Raw genomic sequence first — 16,554 nt, 5'->3', positions numbered from 1 at the left:
GCAAGAACTGTAATGATTAAACAATTCGCTCTACTGCTATATTAATATAACATTAGCATTAGATTTTTGCGGCAAAATATACACAAAACACACATTATACTTAAATACACTTTAAAACACAAAATTCAACCAAATAACATAGCAGCTTGATAAAATGACACAGCAATTATATATGCTATTGCAGTCGACCACACACTGCTTAATATTGCCCACTTTAACCCTATTTCATTTGCTATGACAGCAAATACAGAAACACATGGAAAATATAATAATATGAATAACATGTATGCAAAAGCTGTTGCTTTACTACCAAAAGCTTCTCTTATTTTCTTGATTGTTGAGTTTTCAACACTCATCTCGTTTAAAAATTCTTGAGAACGAGAGTTATAATCATAGTCAAATTTAAAAATGGAAAAGGCACTTGCAAATGCACCTTTAATATTTTCTATAGTATCTGTAAATGCATCATGAAATAATTCCAAAAAGTTGCGACTCTCGTCGCTAATTACATTTTGGCTACTTGAGTATAAAGAATTCAGTGTACCAACCACTACTTCCTTTGCAAGTAACCCTGTTATAACACCAACTGTTGCTTGCCAATTCTCACGTGCAAGACCCATAGGCTCAAATACTGGAGCTATTATTTTGCTTGATGCAATTAATATACTATCGCAGCGTTTTTCTTCACCTTTTTCAATATTTTGCATGCAACTACTGACTTTCTCGCCACGCAGAGTAAAAATATTCAGCAAGTTTAATACAAAACAAATCAACACTATCAGCTTACCAGCACCAAATACAAAATCCTTGGCTCTCATATATGTTTTATCTAGCAAGCTTCGCATGCTTGGCAACTGATAATTTGGTAGTATCATTAAGAAATGTACGTCTGGAGTATTTTTTATCATCTTGCTGGTAATATGAGCTGTAATTAGCCCAGTTATTAAGCCAATGAAATATAACAACAAAATTATAATAGGACCGCTTGATGAAAAGAACGTCATATAAAATAGCACAAAAACAGAGAGCCTAGCACTACATGACATAAACGGCATCATCATAATAGAAACAATTCTTTTTTCTCTTGCACTTAAGGACCTGGTCGCAACTATTGCGGGAACATTGCAGCCAAAACCTAGTATAAGAGGAATAAATGCATGTCCGGAAAGCCCAACTTTATTCATTAATCTGTTCATAAGTAAAGCAGCTCTTGCAAAATAACCAAATTCCTCAAGCGCAGAAAAAATAAAATACAACGCAGCTATTAACGGAACAAAAGAAGCTACTACAACAATTCCAGAACCAATTCCATATGCAAGAAGTAAAATAGTCTCATCAGGCGCATCTAGCATATGCAACACTTTTGATGTACCATGCACAAATATAATTTCAGCAATAGATTGAAAAAATGACTGAAATGCTCCACCAAACAATATGCTAAAGCTGAAAATAAAATACATAACAAATGCAAAGATGACGATACCACAAAATCTATTAAGTAGTATCGCGTCTAACTTCTGCATAAACTGTGGCTTTTCACTCTCTTCCGTCTTAGCCATGACTTGTTCTAATATCGCATCTACACATTTATACCTAGAATCTGAGATTAAACTCTTCAGATCACTAGAAGCAGCAGTAATACCTGGAAAATAGCTTGCAACAATTGAATCTAAGTGTTCGGCTGAAAAATCACATGTTAGATTAATCCCTAATTTTTCAATTACTCCATAACCTTCTTCAACTAGTTTCAACGCAACCCAATGCTTTGAATAACCTATATTCTCATATGAAATAGAGCTGGAAACAGCATTAACAAGCGCTACCAAATTTTTATCGTAGTTTTTTATACTGTAGATATTATCACTACCTGCAACTACTTCTGACTTTTTTGCAATTAGCGCACATAAATTCAAAATTCCATTATCTTGTTTTGCAGAAATCTTCACAGTTGGAACACCAAGCAATTTGCTTAACTTATCAGCGTCAAGCAAATTGTAGTTAGAAACCAAATCAGCCATGTTTAACGCTAACACATGACACATACCCATCTCAATTAGCTGCATAGTAAGATAAAGCGAATAACGCATATTGCTGCTATCAACAACGTTAATCACAATATTTTTTTGATTTGTTTCTTTATCTTGCTCTACTTTATAAAAATTGGAAGACTCAATTTTCGCGAGTAATGCATCAATTGCAACCCTTTCATCTTGATTAGCTTGACTAGAAACAATAGAGATAGAAGATACACCAGGTAAATCAACAAGGTTAATTATATAACTGTCTATTATGAAATGCCCATGATGCTCCTGTACAGTTACACCAGACCAATTCCCTGTTTTCTCGCTTTTACCTGTAAGCAAATTAAAAAGCGTGGATTTACCTGAATTTGGAGCCCCGACTAAAAGAGCGCTAACACTATCGCTCATCGCTAAGCACCAATATGTGTTTAGCAACCTCATCATTTATAGCAAGCTTCATGTTATCAAGCTTCACTATTAGATTACTATAGTATCTATGTAAAACTTGTACAGATGAACCTGGAATAATACCTAAACGTATGCATTTCTCTAAAAGAGGTCCGCTGAGATCAATATATTCAACTCTAGCAACCTCACCTTTTTTAATTGAAGAAAGATTTACAGCAGAGCCAGCACAATGATCGCTCTCATTCTTCATAAAAAATTTCCTGAAAAAACTTAATAACTGCATAAGAACCTATAGCAATCTAGTAGTTTATAAGAACCAAGCCTGCATTTAGCAAAGGCTTAAGTTATACTAGGCTAATCCATATATAAAAAACCATTTTACAGTCGCAAAACAGCTCATATAAAGGGTGCCATCAAGTGCATTATACACCTATCGCAAATGATTTGCAATTGCAATTGCTATACAATATATAAGTCTGAAGCCAGATTAAATGCCATATGCTACAGAATCATTAACACTATTACCTCTTAAAGTCTCTTTAATTTTCAATATATCTTGAGCAACACTAGAATTATCGCTAATTTTACGTTCAATCTGCTTTATTGAATATATTACAGTTGCATGATCTCTTCCGCCTAATTTTTTTCCTATTTCCTGAAGAGAACAACTCGTCATATCTTTAGCCAAATAAGCAACAACTTGCCTAGCAAGCACAGACTTCCCAAAACGATGCTTTGTTAATATATCTGACTTATTCATATTATAAAAATCTGCCACTGCGTCCAGTATTGCAGTAATAGAAGGTTGCGATACAGAAAATGCAACAATAGCATCTCTAAGCAATGACTTAACATTTTCAAGCGTGATAGCAATACCCGCAAAACTACAATGCGAAAGAACTCTATATAGAGCTCCTTCCAATTCTCTTATACTGGTAGAGATTTTGTCTGCTATGAAATTCATTATTTTCGGATCTATCTCTGTATTCAATAACTTGGCTTTACTCTGCAGTATCTTTAATCTCAAATCAAAATCAGGATTTTGTATCTCAACAGATATAGAACTCACCAATCTAGATTTGATCCTAGCTTCCAGAGGCAATTGATAAGGCGGTCTATCAGATGCAATCACAATCATTTTATTAGCTTCAACTATTGCATCAAATGTCTGCGTAAATTCTTTCTGAGTACTATTTTTATCACATATGAATTGCAAGTCATCCAAGAGTAGTATATCTGAGGATCTTAGGTGTTCTCGAAACGCAAGCAGCTGATTTGCTCTAACAGCGTTTATATAGTTATTCATAAAACGCTCGACTCCAAGATATGATACTTTCTTCTCGGGATGATGAGAAACCATGTAGTTTGCTATAGCTTGCAACATATGTGTTTTTCCCATGCCAACATTGCCATGTATGTATAAGCAACGAGGCATATGTTTAGCCTGCAAAATTTCACTACATTGTATCAAGTTATATGCTGCATTGTACGCGATTTGATTACTACTTCCGCATACAAAATTCTCAAACGTAAAATGTGAATTTAGCTTAGAAGCTTGGGTAAAATTACATATTACTTTTGCAGAATCACTACCTGTGAAATAAGGATTAGACTCAACAATGTCACGCTTCACAACATCACTACATACTTGAATATCGAGACGCTCTATGCTCTTGTCTAGAGTTGTGATAAATTTTCGAATCTTCGCTAAATAATTAGTAACAACCCACTCGCGAACAAATTTAGTCTTAACCGTAACTATCAATATACCATCTTTCAGCTCTTTAAAAGCCATATCTTTGAACCAATGCTCAAAGATTGACTCTCCATATTCAGGCAAAAGCTGCTCAAGCACCTGATTCCAAATCTCTTGTCCATGAGACTCAACATCAACTATTTGCACTGCGTTACGGTTCATACGACCTTCCCTTTTTGATGCTTAAGAAATTTAAGAATACTCTCAATCAAGCTGCTTTACCTTCGCAAAGCAGAATTACACTTTCTGTGTGAAATGCTAACCGCAAATTTAATACGGTCAGGACTCAGTACACATAACAATCTTGATTAAAGATAAAACTTGATGTAGCTATTTACAAAGCCTCTACATATAAAACTAACTAAGTCATACTCAACTATTTCAATGAACAAATAACTTAAGTTAGTACTGTATTATTAGAACGCTAAGTCTGTCTCCATGGAAGAGCAGAAGCTTTCCAACCATTTATAAAACCTCTTTGATAATTCATATCCAACTCTCCTTCAAAACCATATTCAATATTATAACATCTGGTATAACCATTTCTCATCAAATAGACACCAGCTTCCATAGACCTAGCACCAGATCTGCACATCAGAATAATAGGTACGTTTAAATCAGTAATTCGACTCCTCACATCTTGCAGAAAATTCTCATTTTGCTGCATATCAGGCAAAGTCCTCCAGGATACGAAGTGAACTCTATTTTCACCAAATTGTACCAATGGAATACCTACAAATTTCCACTCCTCTTTTGTGCGTACATCCAACAAAACAACGTCGCTGTTTAACATCAACATATCCCAGGCTTCACTAGCAGAGACAGACTCAACTGAACCATCAGGTCTTGAAGATACAAACTTCGACAATCCATCTAAAATTCCCATAAACAAAGTATCTATCAAAAAATTATCGCACCTCAACACCGAGACACGAAACCCCTCTGGGCGACGGAGGGTAACATGCTTCAGTAATTATATCAAGAATTCATACGCTAAAATATATAACTTTAACATACCATTTCCAACCACAAACTAATGTTACAAATTTGGCAAGATTGCTTCTTATTTAATGAATCACCGATACACAGATCTATAGCTATGAAATAGTATGACAAACAGCTACTAATAGTTTAGCATCAAATAGCAATCGTTCATTTTTGTCGCACAATTAGATTTGGCTATTGCATCACAAGCTACATGTTAGATGCCCCTAGATATCATAAAACCTACAAACCTTAACAGATAACAGGACACAGTCTGCGGAATTGATACTATTTCAGCGGCAGTAAATTCAATCAAAAACAAACAAATTTATAATGACATATTTGCCTAACATATCATCAATCGTAAAGCCATTTTATATATCTTTTTCAAAATAAATGTATTGACTTGAGTCTCTACCAGGATGCTACTTGGTTCTAAACGAATTATGAATTTTCACATATATAAATGCAGCATTTTTCCAGGTTCTGTCGCATCTATTGATAAGTTCAGTGATATATAGTATAAGAAGTGCAAAATTAAAAATATGCCATTCCATATATCGCCAAAACTCTTGAGATATTTCAAAGGATTTTGTTCATCACCTGAAATAATAATGCTATTTGTGTATATGAGGTGTAGATTTTCGTTAAGTTATAGAGAACTTGAAGAGATGGCAAGTATTAGAGGGGCTAAAATAGATCATGCAACTCTTCAAAGATGGTTAATTAAGTTTTCTCCTTTGATAGATCAAAAGGTTAGACAACGTAAGAAAGCGGTTGGAAATAGCTGGAGAATGGATGAAACATATATTAAGGTCAATGGTAAATTGGTATATCTATATAGAGCAGTTGACTCCTGTGGCAATACTATCGAATTCTTACTAAGAAAACATAGAGATGCTACAGCTGCTAAGGCATTTTTTAAGAAAGCTTTTAAGAATAATGATCGTCCTGCAAAAATAGTGATAGATAAGAGTAGTAGTAATACTTCTGCTCTCACTGACTTTAATAAAAACTTACCTAAGAAACAAAAGATAAAAATATTCCAAAATAAATATCTGAACAATCTTGTAGAGCAAGATCATAGATTTATTAAAAAACGAGTCAAGCCAATGCTTGGTTTTAAGAGTTTTCGTAGTGCTAAGATTACTATTGCCGGTATAGAAAATATTCGTATTATTCAAAAAGGACAAATAGTTGGAAGCAATAACAATGTATCTACTTTTGAGAACTTTAAAATGCTAATGGCATCATAACATCTAAAATCTCATATTTCGTGTAGAATGCTAAATATACTCCATAGATGCGACAGAACCTTTTTCCATCTTGCCATGTAATTTAAAGGCATAACACTACATAAATAGACTTAGATGCGAAGAGAGACCTCTAGAATTTTTAAAAAATTATATGCAAAGTTGCATCCTAAAAATCAAACATAATATAAGAAGTGCTAAAGCATCAATTCCATCTAATATCTCTTCATAAACACCTTGTATCTATTCAAAGATCCAAAGCGCACAGGCATATTAGAAACCTTCCTTTTCTGGGCTTTTGCCTACTTAATAAAGCCATACATTGTAAAGCTTCACATATAGTAAAACAGCTACTTAAAAAGTATCAATTACTACCGGCTAAAGCGCGGTAGTTTGTGTAACGCTTGCAAAGCAGGTTAAAAGCGTAAACGCTAAAATTCTGATATTCTAAAATCATCTTTTTTGTGATGTTCCTCATGCTGTTCTATATATTTTTGCGCTTCTTCTGAATTCACATTGCCAACTGTCACAACAAAATACCCTCTGGCCCAAAGATGTTGTCCACAATACCGCTTACGGAGCAGTGCAAATTCCTGTAGCAACTTACGACTACTTATACCTTTAATATATTGCACAGCTTTAGATATTGATATACTAGGCGGAACCAATGCTAATATATGTACGTGATCAGGACTCATACTGCCACTAATTATATTTATGTAATTAGCAGCACATATTTCTCGGATTACTTCCCTAGTTCTAATCGCAACTTGCCCAGTTAAAGCTCTATACCTATACTTAGTACAAAATACTATATGATACTTTAGGTCATATAGGCTGTGGGATCATCTCCTATATTCCATTCGTCCTCCCTTAGCACATTTCCTAGATAACTAATACTAAAGTGTTCGCCTAAAGGCGAGGGTGTTAACCATATCACATATAACTACATAAAGAATGAGCATATGACTTACTATTAATACAACGAAATTTACTCTTCTATTCTATTGAAGTAATATTAACAGAACAGATATGAATTCACGCAAGAGTTGTATTCATTTGTAAAATAAGCAAATATTTCATTTGTCATGCTAAAACCAGTTACAGACTTGCAATTATTAATGAATACACGTTATACTGTCTGTACGTAGAAGCTTATACAGTGAGACGGCACAAAAAGATCTGCAATAACAATTAATATGTATATAAAGATGATCTTGAGATTTATAATGCTGCTTTGCAGCTCATTCGGCTTAATCTTCATAGCAACTGTTTTAATTGCAGCAGTTCTTATATCTGGCTACGACCAGAATTTTACGGGTATAATCGCCAAAGCATTTGGTAGTATAAGAGGTTTTTTCTCAGATGTCGGGATCAATATCCCAAATCTTGGCACCATTGATTTAGGCAAATCGGATCTCTTACAAAAGATAAAAGATGGTGCGTCTCAGGTTGATTTTAAAGGCAATGGCTCTTAGATTATTTTCTCATCATGAATGGAAACGGATTAACTGCTGCACAATCACAAGCGCATTTTGAAGGAGTAAAATCCGAGTTTCTTTCTGCCATCTCTGCACAACCCACACTTGATTTCAAGATAATAAACAGAGCGTTGGAGTTTGCTACCAGCGCACACTCCGGACAAATTAGAAATTCTGGAGAATTATATATCACCCACCCAATAGCAGTTGCGCAGATCTTAATAGATCTAAAGCTAGATACTAACTCTATAGTTGCAGCGCTATTACATGATGTAGTCGAAGATACTGACATTCTGATCGATGAAATAGAAAAAAACTTTGGAAATGACGTAGGAAAATTAGTATTTGGTCTTACCAAACTAGCAAAAATAGCATATCAACCAACACATATACGACAAGCTGAAGATTTTGGAAAGCTTTTAGTAGCGATGTCTGAAGACATAAGAGTATTGCTGATAAAGCTCGCAGACAGACTGCATAATATGAGAACACTATCTGCTGTCAAGAATATTGATAAACAAAAACGTACAGCATATGAAACAATTGAAATATATGCACCACTAGCAGAAAAGATCGGCCTGCATAACATGCAAAATGAAATGCAAGACCTCGCATTTGCAGCGCTTTATCCTGACATTAGAAATTCAATACTAGGCCGCCTCAGCTTTCTAAAAACAAAAGGTGCTGCGCTTGTAGAGGATATCAAAAAAGAAATCAAGGAATTGCTACAAAATTATAATATAAATGCTGAAGTAAGCGGTCGAGAAAAAACTTGCTACTCCATATGGCGAAAAATGGAGAATAAGAAAATTTCCTTTGAACAGCTAGCAGATATTATGGCATTTCGCATAATAGTCTCAGATGAAATTGAATGCTACAGAGTGCTCGGAATAATACATACATCCTATAAATGCATCCCTTATGGATTTAAAGATTATATAAGCAACAAAAAACAGAATGGTTATCAGTCGCTACATACTACGGTGATAGGGCCAAAAAATAATTGTATAGAGATCCAAATACGTACAGCAGAAATGCATAATATAGCAGAATATGGAGTTGCTGCACACTGGTCATACAAACACAACTCAGGTGTTATTACTGAAAAATTACATTTTCAGTGGATACACGAGTTGCTTGAAATTCTAAGACACACATCAAATCTTGGTGAATTTCTAGAAAACACCAAGTTAAACATGTATAAAGATCAAGTTTTTTGCTTCTCTCCGCAAGGTACTTTAGTGGCATTGCCTAAGAATGCAACACCTGTAGATTTTGCATTTGCTATTCACTCAGATATTGGACTCAGTTGCATAGGTGCAAAAGTGAACAATAAAGCTGTACCTTTAAATTCATTTTTAGAAAATGGAGATCAAGTTGAAATCATAAGAGGAGAGAAATTATCCCCTTCTCAATCTTGGGTGAACTTCGTTGCAACTGGTCGCGCAAGATCTGCAATTCGTAAATTCATTAAGCAAAATCAAATTGCAGAATTTATTAACCTCGGAAGAGTAATTCTATTTAATACACTAAAAAGTGTTGATATACCATATAATGAGCATGAGTTCTCAAAAATCCTGCCAATACTAAAGAAAAATTCTATAGATGACCTGTTATTTGCAGTTGGCAACGGAATGTTAAATGCACAGGACATTATTATGGCTATGGATGACTATAAAAATGGTTTTAAGGAACAATCAAACCCTCTGACATTTTTTGCAAAGTTAGGTATTAGAAAACTTGGTATTACAAAAAAGATACAGCAATCTCTACCAATAGAAGGCTTAATAGCAGGTATGACAGCTAGATTTGCAAATTGCTGCAATCCTCTACATGGCGATAGAATTGTTGGAATTATCACAGAAGGCTCTGGTTTAATGGTACACGTTGTAGATTGCAAGGTGTTAGATCGTTATATTCAAATGCCTGAAAAATGGGTTGGACTCTCTTGGAGTGATGCTGGCAACCTTGAATTTATCAGTAGATTAAATGTTGCTGTTACAAATAAACAAGGAAGCCTCGCAGAAGTTACAAAAGTAATCGCTCAAATGAGTAGTAATATCACAAATATAAAAGTAAAATCTAGATCACAAAACTTCTTTGAATTTTTAATAGATCTAGAAATAGAAAATCTTGAACAATTACAACATATAATTAGCTCACTTAGAAGTCTTGAGTGTGTATATTCAGTATCAAGAGTCATGGGTTATTAGGCACTACCTTCATAAGTGTACACGGCGCGGATTTTGAGAGCACGATTTTCTAGATCCCTGTCTCAAATACTTTTATATGTTTGCAAAGAAATTAACGAAGCAATATAGAAAATTAGGATAAAATGGTCTGCGCAAGTGGCTTTGTGAGCAGTACTTAGATTATAGGTTAATGCGAATGCTAATTATTTTATGTAGTTATATGTGATATGGTTAACACCCTCGCCTTTAGGCGAACACTTTAGTATTAGTTATCTAGGAAATGTGCTAAGGGAGGACGAATGGAATATAGGAGATGATCCCACAGCCTATATGACCTAAAGTATCATATAGTATTTTGTACTAAGTATAGGTATAGAGTTTTAACTGGGCAAGTTGCGATTAGAACTAGGGAAGTAATCCGAGAAATATGTGCTGCTAATTACATAAATATAATTAGTGGCAGTATGAGTCCTGATCACGTACATATATTAGCATTGGTTCCGCCTAGTATATCAATATCTAAAGCTGTGCAATATATTAAAGGTATAAGTAGTCGTAAGTTGCTACAGGAATTTGCACTGCTCCGTAAGCGGTATTGTGGACAACATCTTTGGGCCAGAGGGTATTTTGTTGTGACAGTTGGCAATGTGAATTCAGAAGAAGTGCAAAAATATATAGAACAGCATGAGGAACATCACAAAAAAGATGATTTTAGAATATCAGAGTTTTAGCGTTTACGCTTTTAATCTGCTTTGCAAGCGTTACACAAACTACCGCGCTTTAGCCGGTAGTAATTGATAATTGGCAACTCACGTTATAATATGATATCCAAGAAATCTACAGTAAACTAATTACAAACTTTATCTTCAAGTTTTGAATAAAAATCGATGACCGATAAGCTAAGGAACACTAAACATATACGTAGTAAAATAGAACAATTGCGCAAAGATATAGAACGACATAATTTCTTATATTTTAATCAGGATAATCCTGAGATTTCTGACATGGAATACGATATTCTTGTTGAGAAATTAAAAAATCTTGAACTGCAGTATCCTAAATTAGCTAAGGCACACAATGTTGGAGCACCTCCTAGCAATAAGTTTATTAAAAGAACACATACATATCAAATGTTATCGCTTGGCAATGCATTTTCACTTGAAGACGTAAGAGATTTTATAACACGTATAAAAAAATCAACCAGCTCAGAAGGTTTTATCCCACTAAGATGCGAACTTAAAATAGATGGACTTTCCTTTGCAGCAATTTATAAAAATGGAAATTTATCATATGCTTTAACCAGAGGAGATGGAACATTCGGCGAAGATGTGACTGCCAATGTCAAAATGTTAAGTAGACTACCGCATTCTGTGGATGAAAAATGTGATTTCGAAGTTCGTGGCGAGATATACATTAAAAAGCCAGATTTTCTAATTCTCAATCAAGAACGAGAACTCGCTGGCGAGTCTTTATTCGCTAACCCAAGAAATGCAGCATCAGGTTCTATGAGACAGCTTGACGCAAGTATAGTGAAAACAAGACGATTACATTATTTTATTTGGGGTGGTATTTTTGATACCGTCAAAACTCAATCAGAAATGTTAGAAAAATTTGCTAGCCTAGGATTTTGTATTGAGCAAAATTGGAAAATAGCAAATAGTCAGGAGGAAATAGAGGAATATTATGAAAGAATAGAGTCAATTAGGCATTCTCTTGAATATGATATAGACGGGTTAGTTTACAAGGTTAATCATATAGATCTGCAAAACTACCTCGGCACAACTGCTAAAGCTCCAAGGTGGGCAATAGCACATAAATTTTCTGCAAAGAGTGCAAAAACAAAAATTGAAGAAATAGTTACACAAGTTGGACGCACTGGAGCAATAACACCAGTTGCATTGCTTTCCCCGGTAAATATAGGTGGCGTTCTAGTCAGCAGAGCAAGTCTACATAATGAAGATGAAATAATAAGAAAAGATATAAGAGTAGGAGATATTGTAATTGTAGAACGCGCCGGAGATGTCATTCCATATGTGAAGGAAGTCATTACTGAATCAAGAAATGTCGAATTACCTAAATATTTTTTACCAAGCAAATGTCCATCTTGTGGAGCAAATATAGCATCAGATAATGATAGCGCGGCTATACGAAGGTGCACAAATCAAAGAAGCAAGTGCCGCGGGCAAATCATTGAATATTTAAAATATTTCGTCTCAAAAGCAGCTTTTAATATAGAGGGAATTGGAGCAAAACAAATAGAAGAATTATATGAGAATGGGAAAGTAAAAATAGCAGCAGATATATTTAGACTAGAGGAAAATGAAAGGCTACTTGAAAACAGCTTAAGTAGAGATTCACTACTAAATTTCCAAGGTTGGGGTAGAAAATCATTAGAAGCTTTATTCAGCGCTATTCAAAAATCAAGAAATATTTCGCTAGAGAAGTTTATATACTCACTTGGCATTAGAAGCGTTGGAAAATCAGCAGCGAAGTTACTCTCAGCTCGCTACTGCAACTTTGACAACTTCTTTTCTGCTGCAAAAAATTTAGATGAAGAAGATTCGATAGACATTAACGGACTTGGACCAATAACCACTGCAGAAATTAGAAAATTCTTTCAAGATCAATCAAATATAGCAGAGATAGTTGATCTTGTTAAATATGTAGCAATTGAAGAATACGCATCTTTGAACAACACTAATACATTGCCACTTTTTGGAAAGAAGATTTTGTTTACTGGCACACTCAAATTAAAAACCAGGGATGAAGCAGAAAAATTAGCGGTAGAAAATGGAGCCACAATAACAAGTAGTGTCACAAAAAATTTAGACTACCTAGTTGTAGGCGAAAACCCTGGTTCAAAGCTTCAAAAAGCTGTAAATATAGGCGTAAAAGTTATAGATGAAAACTCATTTTATGAGATCGCCGGTTCACTTAGTCTATCCGCCAAAAATTGATTTGCCACGCAAATAAATTTTTGTGAAGAAGTTACAGTTAAATGTGCAAAAAAAGTAGCCCAGGACTTAGCCCTGTGCTAATTTTTGTATATATTAATTCTCCTTTCACAAAATCCGTAAGGTTTTTGCGCTTATTATAACATTTCCTTACGGATTTAAAGCGTTATTTTTGCGCTCCAAGCACCATTTCATAATTGTTCCGAGAACTTTTGGCGCGCGTAACCTATATAACATTAAAGTCAAAGTTCTTTTGCATGCTCTAATCTTATAGCACTTGACAATACTCAATAGAGCTTATGTCAATCGCAACATCTTGCATATATTTAGCAGCAGCTTCTTTGATTAAACCGGTATCGTAATCAACTTGTTGACTTTGATGTAACTCACCATCTTCACTATACCTTTCAAAGACCATAGCTTTTACTTGCTCAACAGTATAGAAAAATTCCTGATTTCCATATTGATCTAAAGCAATATCAAAGATATGAGGCTGGACCAAATCATTATGAGACGATTTTACAAAAACCCCTGTATTCCACTGTTTTGCATCATTATAAAACGCTCCACTTTCTTTACTGTAATCATTATTTTCTATCGAACTATCTTTGCTTTCTCTTACTTCATCACTGCTGATATCTTCATCATATAAAACAAGATTCAACAAACCGGCTGGTTTATTATATATTGATTTCACAGTCAGCATATATTTTTTCGATAGTAAAATATGTTGATACGCCATATTTTTTAATTGGGTTACAACTTCTTCTTTACTCTGAATAATATCACTAAAAGTTTTATTATCTATATTTTCAACGCTAAATAATAAATTTGAGAGTTTTCACATAAAGATAGATAAGAGCTGTTCTTGATATTGTTTGAATATTTGTGTAATAGTAAGAGCGCACCAAAGCTTGATGGATCCGTATACCATTGACTCTTTTTTAGAAACGATTTTAGTGCGCCGTGTCATTCGGCATAAATGATGTCGCGTGTTGCTATTATCTCTCTCGATACATACTGTGCCAGACTTTCCAATCGTATAACGCTCTTTGGGTAAAATTTTAGAAAAAGCATCCCAATCATCCGTATAAAAATGACATTCTTTCAGATGACTCACTTTGTTGTAGAGCTTTTGGAATGTTGCAGTATCAATAATGCTTTCTTAACAGCTGTTTGAGGCTTCTTGCCCAGATCGCCCTCAACAAAATTTAGAACATGATCTGCACTTATAACGCTGTACACCCCCTCACAATGCCATTCTTTACAAAGATATCAGAGCAACATCCCTTACAACAAACCATAAAACCACTCTTTAGTTTTTAAAAAAGTGATCATATCATACTTCTATCTAATTGTGAAAACTCTCATAAATTTGCTGCTAAACTAGCTCTAAGCTCGTTGCAATATGATTGTAATTGCATACTATTTTGTGCAGTCGCAACAGCATGACCTATTTCTATATTCAGTAGATTTAAATGATCAAAAAGAACAAAAAGCTCAACAATGACATTTGGTTCCTCACAACCCAATGCTTGATTCGCGACTAAACTCAGCAAATCTCCTAATCTTTCATATGGTAAAGAATTGTATTTTTCTAAGTAATTTTTTAAAAACTGCACACAAACTTGATAATTCTTCACCTGTATTCTAATATTATCTAGAAGCTGGTCCAATAAATATATAACATAAACCTGTGCAACATTATTTTGCACTGGAACAGATTCATCACTAGCATACTCTTCTTTAATTCCATGATCACTTACTTTCATAGCATTATAGCCTTGAAAATTAACAGGAATACTATTTTGATTATCAATAGACCTCTTGCATAACCTCATTCTGAGGTAGAAATTCTTATAGAGTAGATTTTTGCAAAACGTCACCAAACAATGATCCACGTGAGTGTTTTTATGTTTTAGTGACAATCAAATCACAGTTTGGAACAGGTTATGCAAGAGGTCTAATATAATATTTTGCAAAGTTATTGATAGGAATATCTCTTTCTATCTCTGAATTTTTAATATCATGAGACTGGCAAAAGAAATTATTATAATATCTATATTGGTCTAACCATGTATGAGTTTGCATTGGCAATGATATATTACCAACTCTCTTATCAGATACTTGTTCCTTATCTTCAACAGACTCTTCTTTCAAGTCATTTTCAATATTCTCAGCAAAGCTACTATAACCTGAATTTCTTAGATTAGTGTCACAATCTTCATCTAACGCAAGCATATTAATGCCCAAAAGATCTTTAATCATCTTTTTTACTTCATGCTTTTTATGCAATTTAGCCGATATATATGCTTCTTTTGCATTAAAAAAATCATTCCACTCTTCGCTTCCATCAAGCGTTCTATTGTCATTCATTTGAATGTCATCATGTTCATGTAACACTTGCATATTAAAATCTAAAATATCTTCATTTGAATCTTGAACTCTATTGCGCTTTTCTATAAAAGAACTGGAATTATCCTTTATCTGTACACCTTCTAAATCTCCTTCATTTCTCCCAAGCCTAGTTATAGGTGTTTCATTATCTAAAACAATACGCCAGTTTTCATTTCTAATATCGGATAAATCGTTATTTTGCAGTCCATGCTCTTCAATAATATCCTCTTCTTTATTTACACTCGTGTCTGCCACAACTTCTTCTACTCTCTGAATATCGACTTTATCTTCTGTAAAGTTAATATCTTTGAGAGTTTTCACATAAAGATAGATAAGAGCTGTTCTTGATATTGTTTGAATATTTGTGTAATAGTAAGAGCGCACCAAAGCTTGATGGATCCGTATACCATTGACTCTTTTTTAGAAACGATTTTAGTGCGCCGTGTCATTCGGCATAAATGATGTCGCGTGTTGCTATTATCTCTCTCGATACATACTGTGCCAGACTTTCCAATTGTATGACGCTCTTTGGGTAAAATTTTAGAAAAAGCATCCCAATCATCCGTATAAAATGACATTCTTTCAGATGACTCACTTTGTTGTAGAGCTTTTGGAATGTTGCAGTATCACGATTGCCTGTAACCCAGGCAACTGTTCTCCTTGTACTACGATCAACTGCCTTAATGATCCAAATCTTGTTTTTTTTGAACCAATAAAATGCCACATCTCGTCGAATTCCATCTCCATAATATCCGAAGAGACAACTGGCTCCTGAGTCTTGCCCATCGCCTCTACTACCCAGCGATAAATTATGGACGGCGAATGCCCTAATATCTTGCCTAACATAGAAAAAGAGCCCCTACCAAGACTATATAGCATAACGCATAATGCTTTCTTAACAGCTGTTTGAGGCTTCTTGCCCAGATCGCCCTCAACAAAATTTAGAACATGATCTGCACTTATAACGCTGTACACCCCCTCACAATGCCATTCTTTACAAAGATATCAGAGCAACATCCCTTACAACAAACCATAAAACCACTCTTTAGTTTTTAAAAAAGTGATCATATCATACTTCTATCTAATTGTGAAAACTCTCAAGTATTTT

At 34.5% G+C, this 16,554-nt stretch carries 15 protein-coding genes and 2 pseudogenes; 5 read left to right on the top strand and 12 right to left on the bottom strand.

All coding sequences use genetic code 11. The features are described 5' to 3' along the window. Nucleotides 1-125: 125 nt before the first annotated feature. The 4 genes from feoB to AACK98_RS02845 form a co-directional block, all read right to left on the bottom strand. A complete protein-coding gene (gene feoB, locus AACK98_RS02860; RefSeq protein WP_339042152.1) occupies nt 126-2,429 on the bottom strand; it encodes a ferrous iron transport protein B in 2,304 nt (767 codons plus the stop codon). After that, a complete protein-coding gene (locus AACK98_RS02855) occupies nt 2,419-2,712 on the bottom strand; it encodes a FeoA family protein (protein WP_339042150.1) in 294 nt (97 codons plus the stop codon). Before AACK98_RS02855 ends, feoB begins: the two co-directional genes overlap by 11 nt. 204 nt (nt 2,713-2,916) lie before the next feature. Further along, nucleotides 2,917-4,347, bottom strand: a complete 1,431-nt coding sequence (dnaA, locus tag AACK98_RS02850) for a chromosomal replication initiator protein DnaA (protein ID WP_339042148.1) — start codon at nt 4,345-4,347, stop codon at nt 2,917-2,919. Nucleotides 4,348-4,609: 262 nt separating this feature from the next. Then, nucleotides 4,610-5,089: a rhodanese-like domain-containing protein gene (locus tag AACK98_RS02845; RefSeq protein WP_339042146.1), complete on the bottom strand. Its 480-nt coding sequence runs from the start codon at nt 5,087-5,089 to the stop codon at nt 4,610-4,612. A gap of 625 nt (nt 5,090-5,714) precedes the next feature. Here AACK98_RS02845 and AACK98_RS02840 point away from each other — a divergent pair. Next, the gene (locus tag AACK98_RS02840) at nt 5,715-6,425 is read left to right on the top strand and encodes an IS6 family transposase (RefSeq protein WP_339042144.1); all 711 of its coding nucleotides are present in this window, start codon (nt 5,715-5,717) and stop codon (nt 6,423-6,425) included. A 428-nt stretch (nt 6,426-6,853) separates the two neighbouring features. On the opposite strand, the pseudogene tnpA (AACK98_RS02835) reads toward AACK98_RS02840, so the two are convergent. Next, nucleotides 6,854-7,255: pseudogene (tnpA, locus tag AACK98_RS02835) on the bottom strand (IS200/IS605 family transposase); the annotation flags it as partial. Between the two features lie 384 nt (nt 7,256-7,639). Here tnpA (AACK98_RS02835) and AACK98_RS02830 point away from each other — a divergent pair. From AACK98_RS02830 to ligA, 4 genes and pseudogenes are all read left to right on the top strand, one after another. Then, complete coding sequence (locus tag AACK98_RS02830) at nt 7,640-7,900, top strand: hypothetical protein (protein WP_339042142.1); 261 nt, start codon at nt 7,640-7,642, stop codon at nt 7,898-7,900. Nucleotides 7,901-7,914: 14 nt separating this feature from the next. Continuing rightward, complete coding sequence (locus tag AACK98_RS02825) at nt 7,915-10,116, top strand: bifunctional (p)ppGpp synthetase/guanosine-3',5'-bis(diphosphate) 3'-pyrophosphohydrolase (protein ID WP_339042140.1); 2,202 nt, start codon at nt 7,915-7,917, stop codon at nt 10,114-10,116. A gap of 308 nt (nt 10,117-10,424) precedes the next feature. Then, nucleotides 10,425-10,826 (top strand): annotated as a pseudogene (tnpA, locus tag AACK98_RS02820) (IS200/IS605 family transposase); the annotation flags it as partial. 156 nt (nt 10,827-10,982) lie between these two features. Next, nucleotides 10,983-13,052 (top strand): NAD-dependent DNA ligase LigA, encoded by a 2,070-nt coding sequence (gene ligA, locus AACK98_RS02815; RefSeq protein ID WP_339042138.1) that lies wholly within the window; start codon nt 10,983-10,985, stop codon nt 13,050-13,052. A 265-nt stretch (nt 13,053-13,317) separates the two neighbouring features. On the opposite strand, the gene AACK98_RS02810 is transcribed toward ligA, so the two are convergent. The 7 genes from AACK98_RS02810 to AACK98_RS02780 form a co-directional block, all read right to left on the bottom strand. After that, complete coding sequence (locus AACK98_RS02810) at nt 13,318-13,755, bottom strand: hypothetical protein (protein WP_339042136.1); 438 nt, start codon at nt 13,753-13,755, stop codon at nt 13,318-13,320. Between the two features lie 135 nt (nt 13,756-13,890). Beyond that, nucleotides 13,891-14,169 (bottom strand): IS1 family transposase, encoded by a 279-nt coding sequence (locus AACK98_RS02805; protein ID WP_339042134.1) that lies wholly within the window; start codon nt 14,167-14,169, stop codon nt 13,891-13,893. Next, nucleotides 14,166-14,294, bottom strand: coding sequence for a hypothetical protein (locus AACK98_RS02800; protein ID WP_339042133.1), 129 nt, complete (start codon nt 14,292-14,294; stop codon nt 14,166-14,168). Before AACK98_RS02800 ends, AACK98_RS02805 begins: the two co-directional genes overlap by 4 nt. Nucleotides 14,295-14,416: 122 nt before the next feature. After that, nucleotides 14,417-14,890 carry a hypothetical protein gene (locus AACK98_RS02795; protein WP_339042131.1) on the bottom strand — a complete coding sequence of 158 codons (474 nt, stop codon included), beginning with the start codon at nt 14,888-14,890 and terminating at the stop codon, nt 14,417-14,419. A gap of 109 nt (nt 14,891-14,999) precedes the next feature. Further along, nucleotides 15,000-15,767 (bottom strand): hypothetical protein, encoded by a 768-nt coding sequence (locus AACK98_RS02790; protein ID WP_339042129.1) that lies wholly within the window; start codon nt 15,765-15,767, stop codon nt 15,000-15,002. Further along, the gene (locus AACK98_RS02785) at nt 15,764-16,024 is read right to left on the bottom strand and encodes an IS1 family transposase (RefSeq protein ID WP_339040668.1); all 261 of its coding nucleotides are present in this window, start codon (nt 16,022-16,024) and stop codon (nt 15,764-15,766) included. Before AACK98_RS02785 ends, AACK98_RS02790 begins: the two co-directional genes overlap by 4 nt. A 13-nt stretch (nt 16,025-16,037) precedes the next feature. Next, entirely contained in the window at nt 16,038-16,421 is a 384-nt protein-coding gene (locus AACK98_RS02780; protein WP_339042127.1) for a hypothetical protein, read from the bottom strand. Nucleotides 16,422-16,554: the final 133 nt, after the last annotated feature.

This window comes from Candidatus Lariskella endosymbiont of Hedychridium roseum (assembly GCF_964020185.1).
Lineage (GTDB): Bacteria > Pseudomonadota > Alphaproteobacteria > Rickettsiales > Midichloriaceae > Lariskella.
Note: the sequence above shows the minus strand (reverse complement) of the source record. Positions and strands in the feature narration are given on the sequence as shown.

What these genes read in the sequence shown, in the direction of transcription:
- feoB (WP_339042152.1), bottom strand. Translation starts at nt 2,429, where the DNA reads ATGAGCGATAGTGTTAGCGCTCTTTTAGTCGGGGCTCCAAATTCAGGT.
- AACK98_RS02855 (WP_339042150.1), bottom strand. Translation starts at nt 2,712, where the DNA reads ATGCAGTTATTAAGTTTTTTCAGGAAATTTTTTATGAAGAATGAGAGC.
- dnaA (WP_339042148.1), bottom strand. Translation starts at nt 4,347, where the DNA reads ATGAACCGTAACGCAGTGCAAATAGTTGATGTTGAGTCTCATGGACAA.
- AACK98_RS02840 (WP_339042144.1), top strand. Translation starts at nt 5,715, where the DNA reads ATGCCATTCCATATATCGCCAAAACTCTTGAGATATTTCAAAGGATTT.
- AACK98_RS02825 (WP_339042140.1), top strand. Translation starts at nt 7,915, where the DNA reads ATGAATGGAAACGGATTAACTGCTGCACAATCACAAGCGCATTTTGAA.
- ligA (WP_339042138.1), top strand. Translation starts at nt 10,983, where the DNA reads ATGACCGATAAGCTAAGGAACACTAAACATATACGTAGTAAAATAGAA.
- AACK98_RS02810 (WP_339042136.1), bottom strand. Translation starts at nt 13,755, where the DNA reads ATGCTGACTGTGAAATCAATATATAATAAACCAGCCGGTTTGTTGAAT.
- AACK98_RS02795 (WP_339042131.1), bottom strand. Translation starts at nt 14,890, where the DNA reads ATGAGGTTATGCAAGAGGTCTATTGATAATCAAAATAGTATTCCTGTT.
- AACK98_RS02785 (WP_339040668.1), bottom strand. Translation starts at nt 16,024, where the DNA reads ATGTCATTTTATACGGATGATTGGGATGCTTTTTCTAAAATTTTACCC.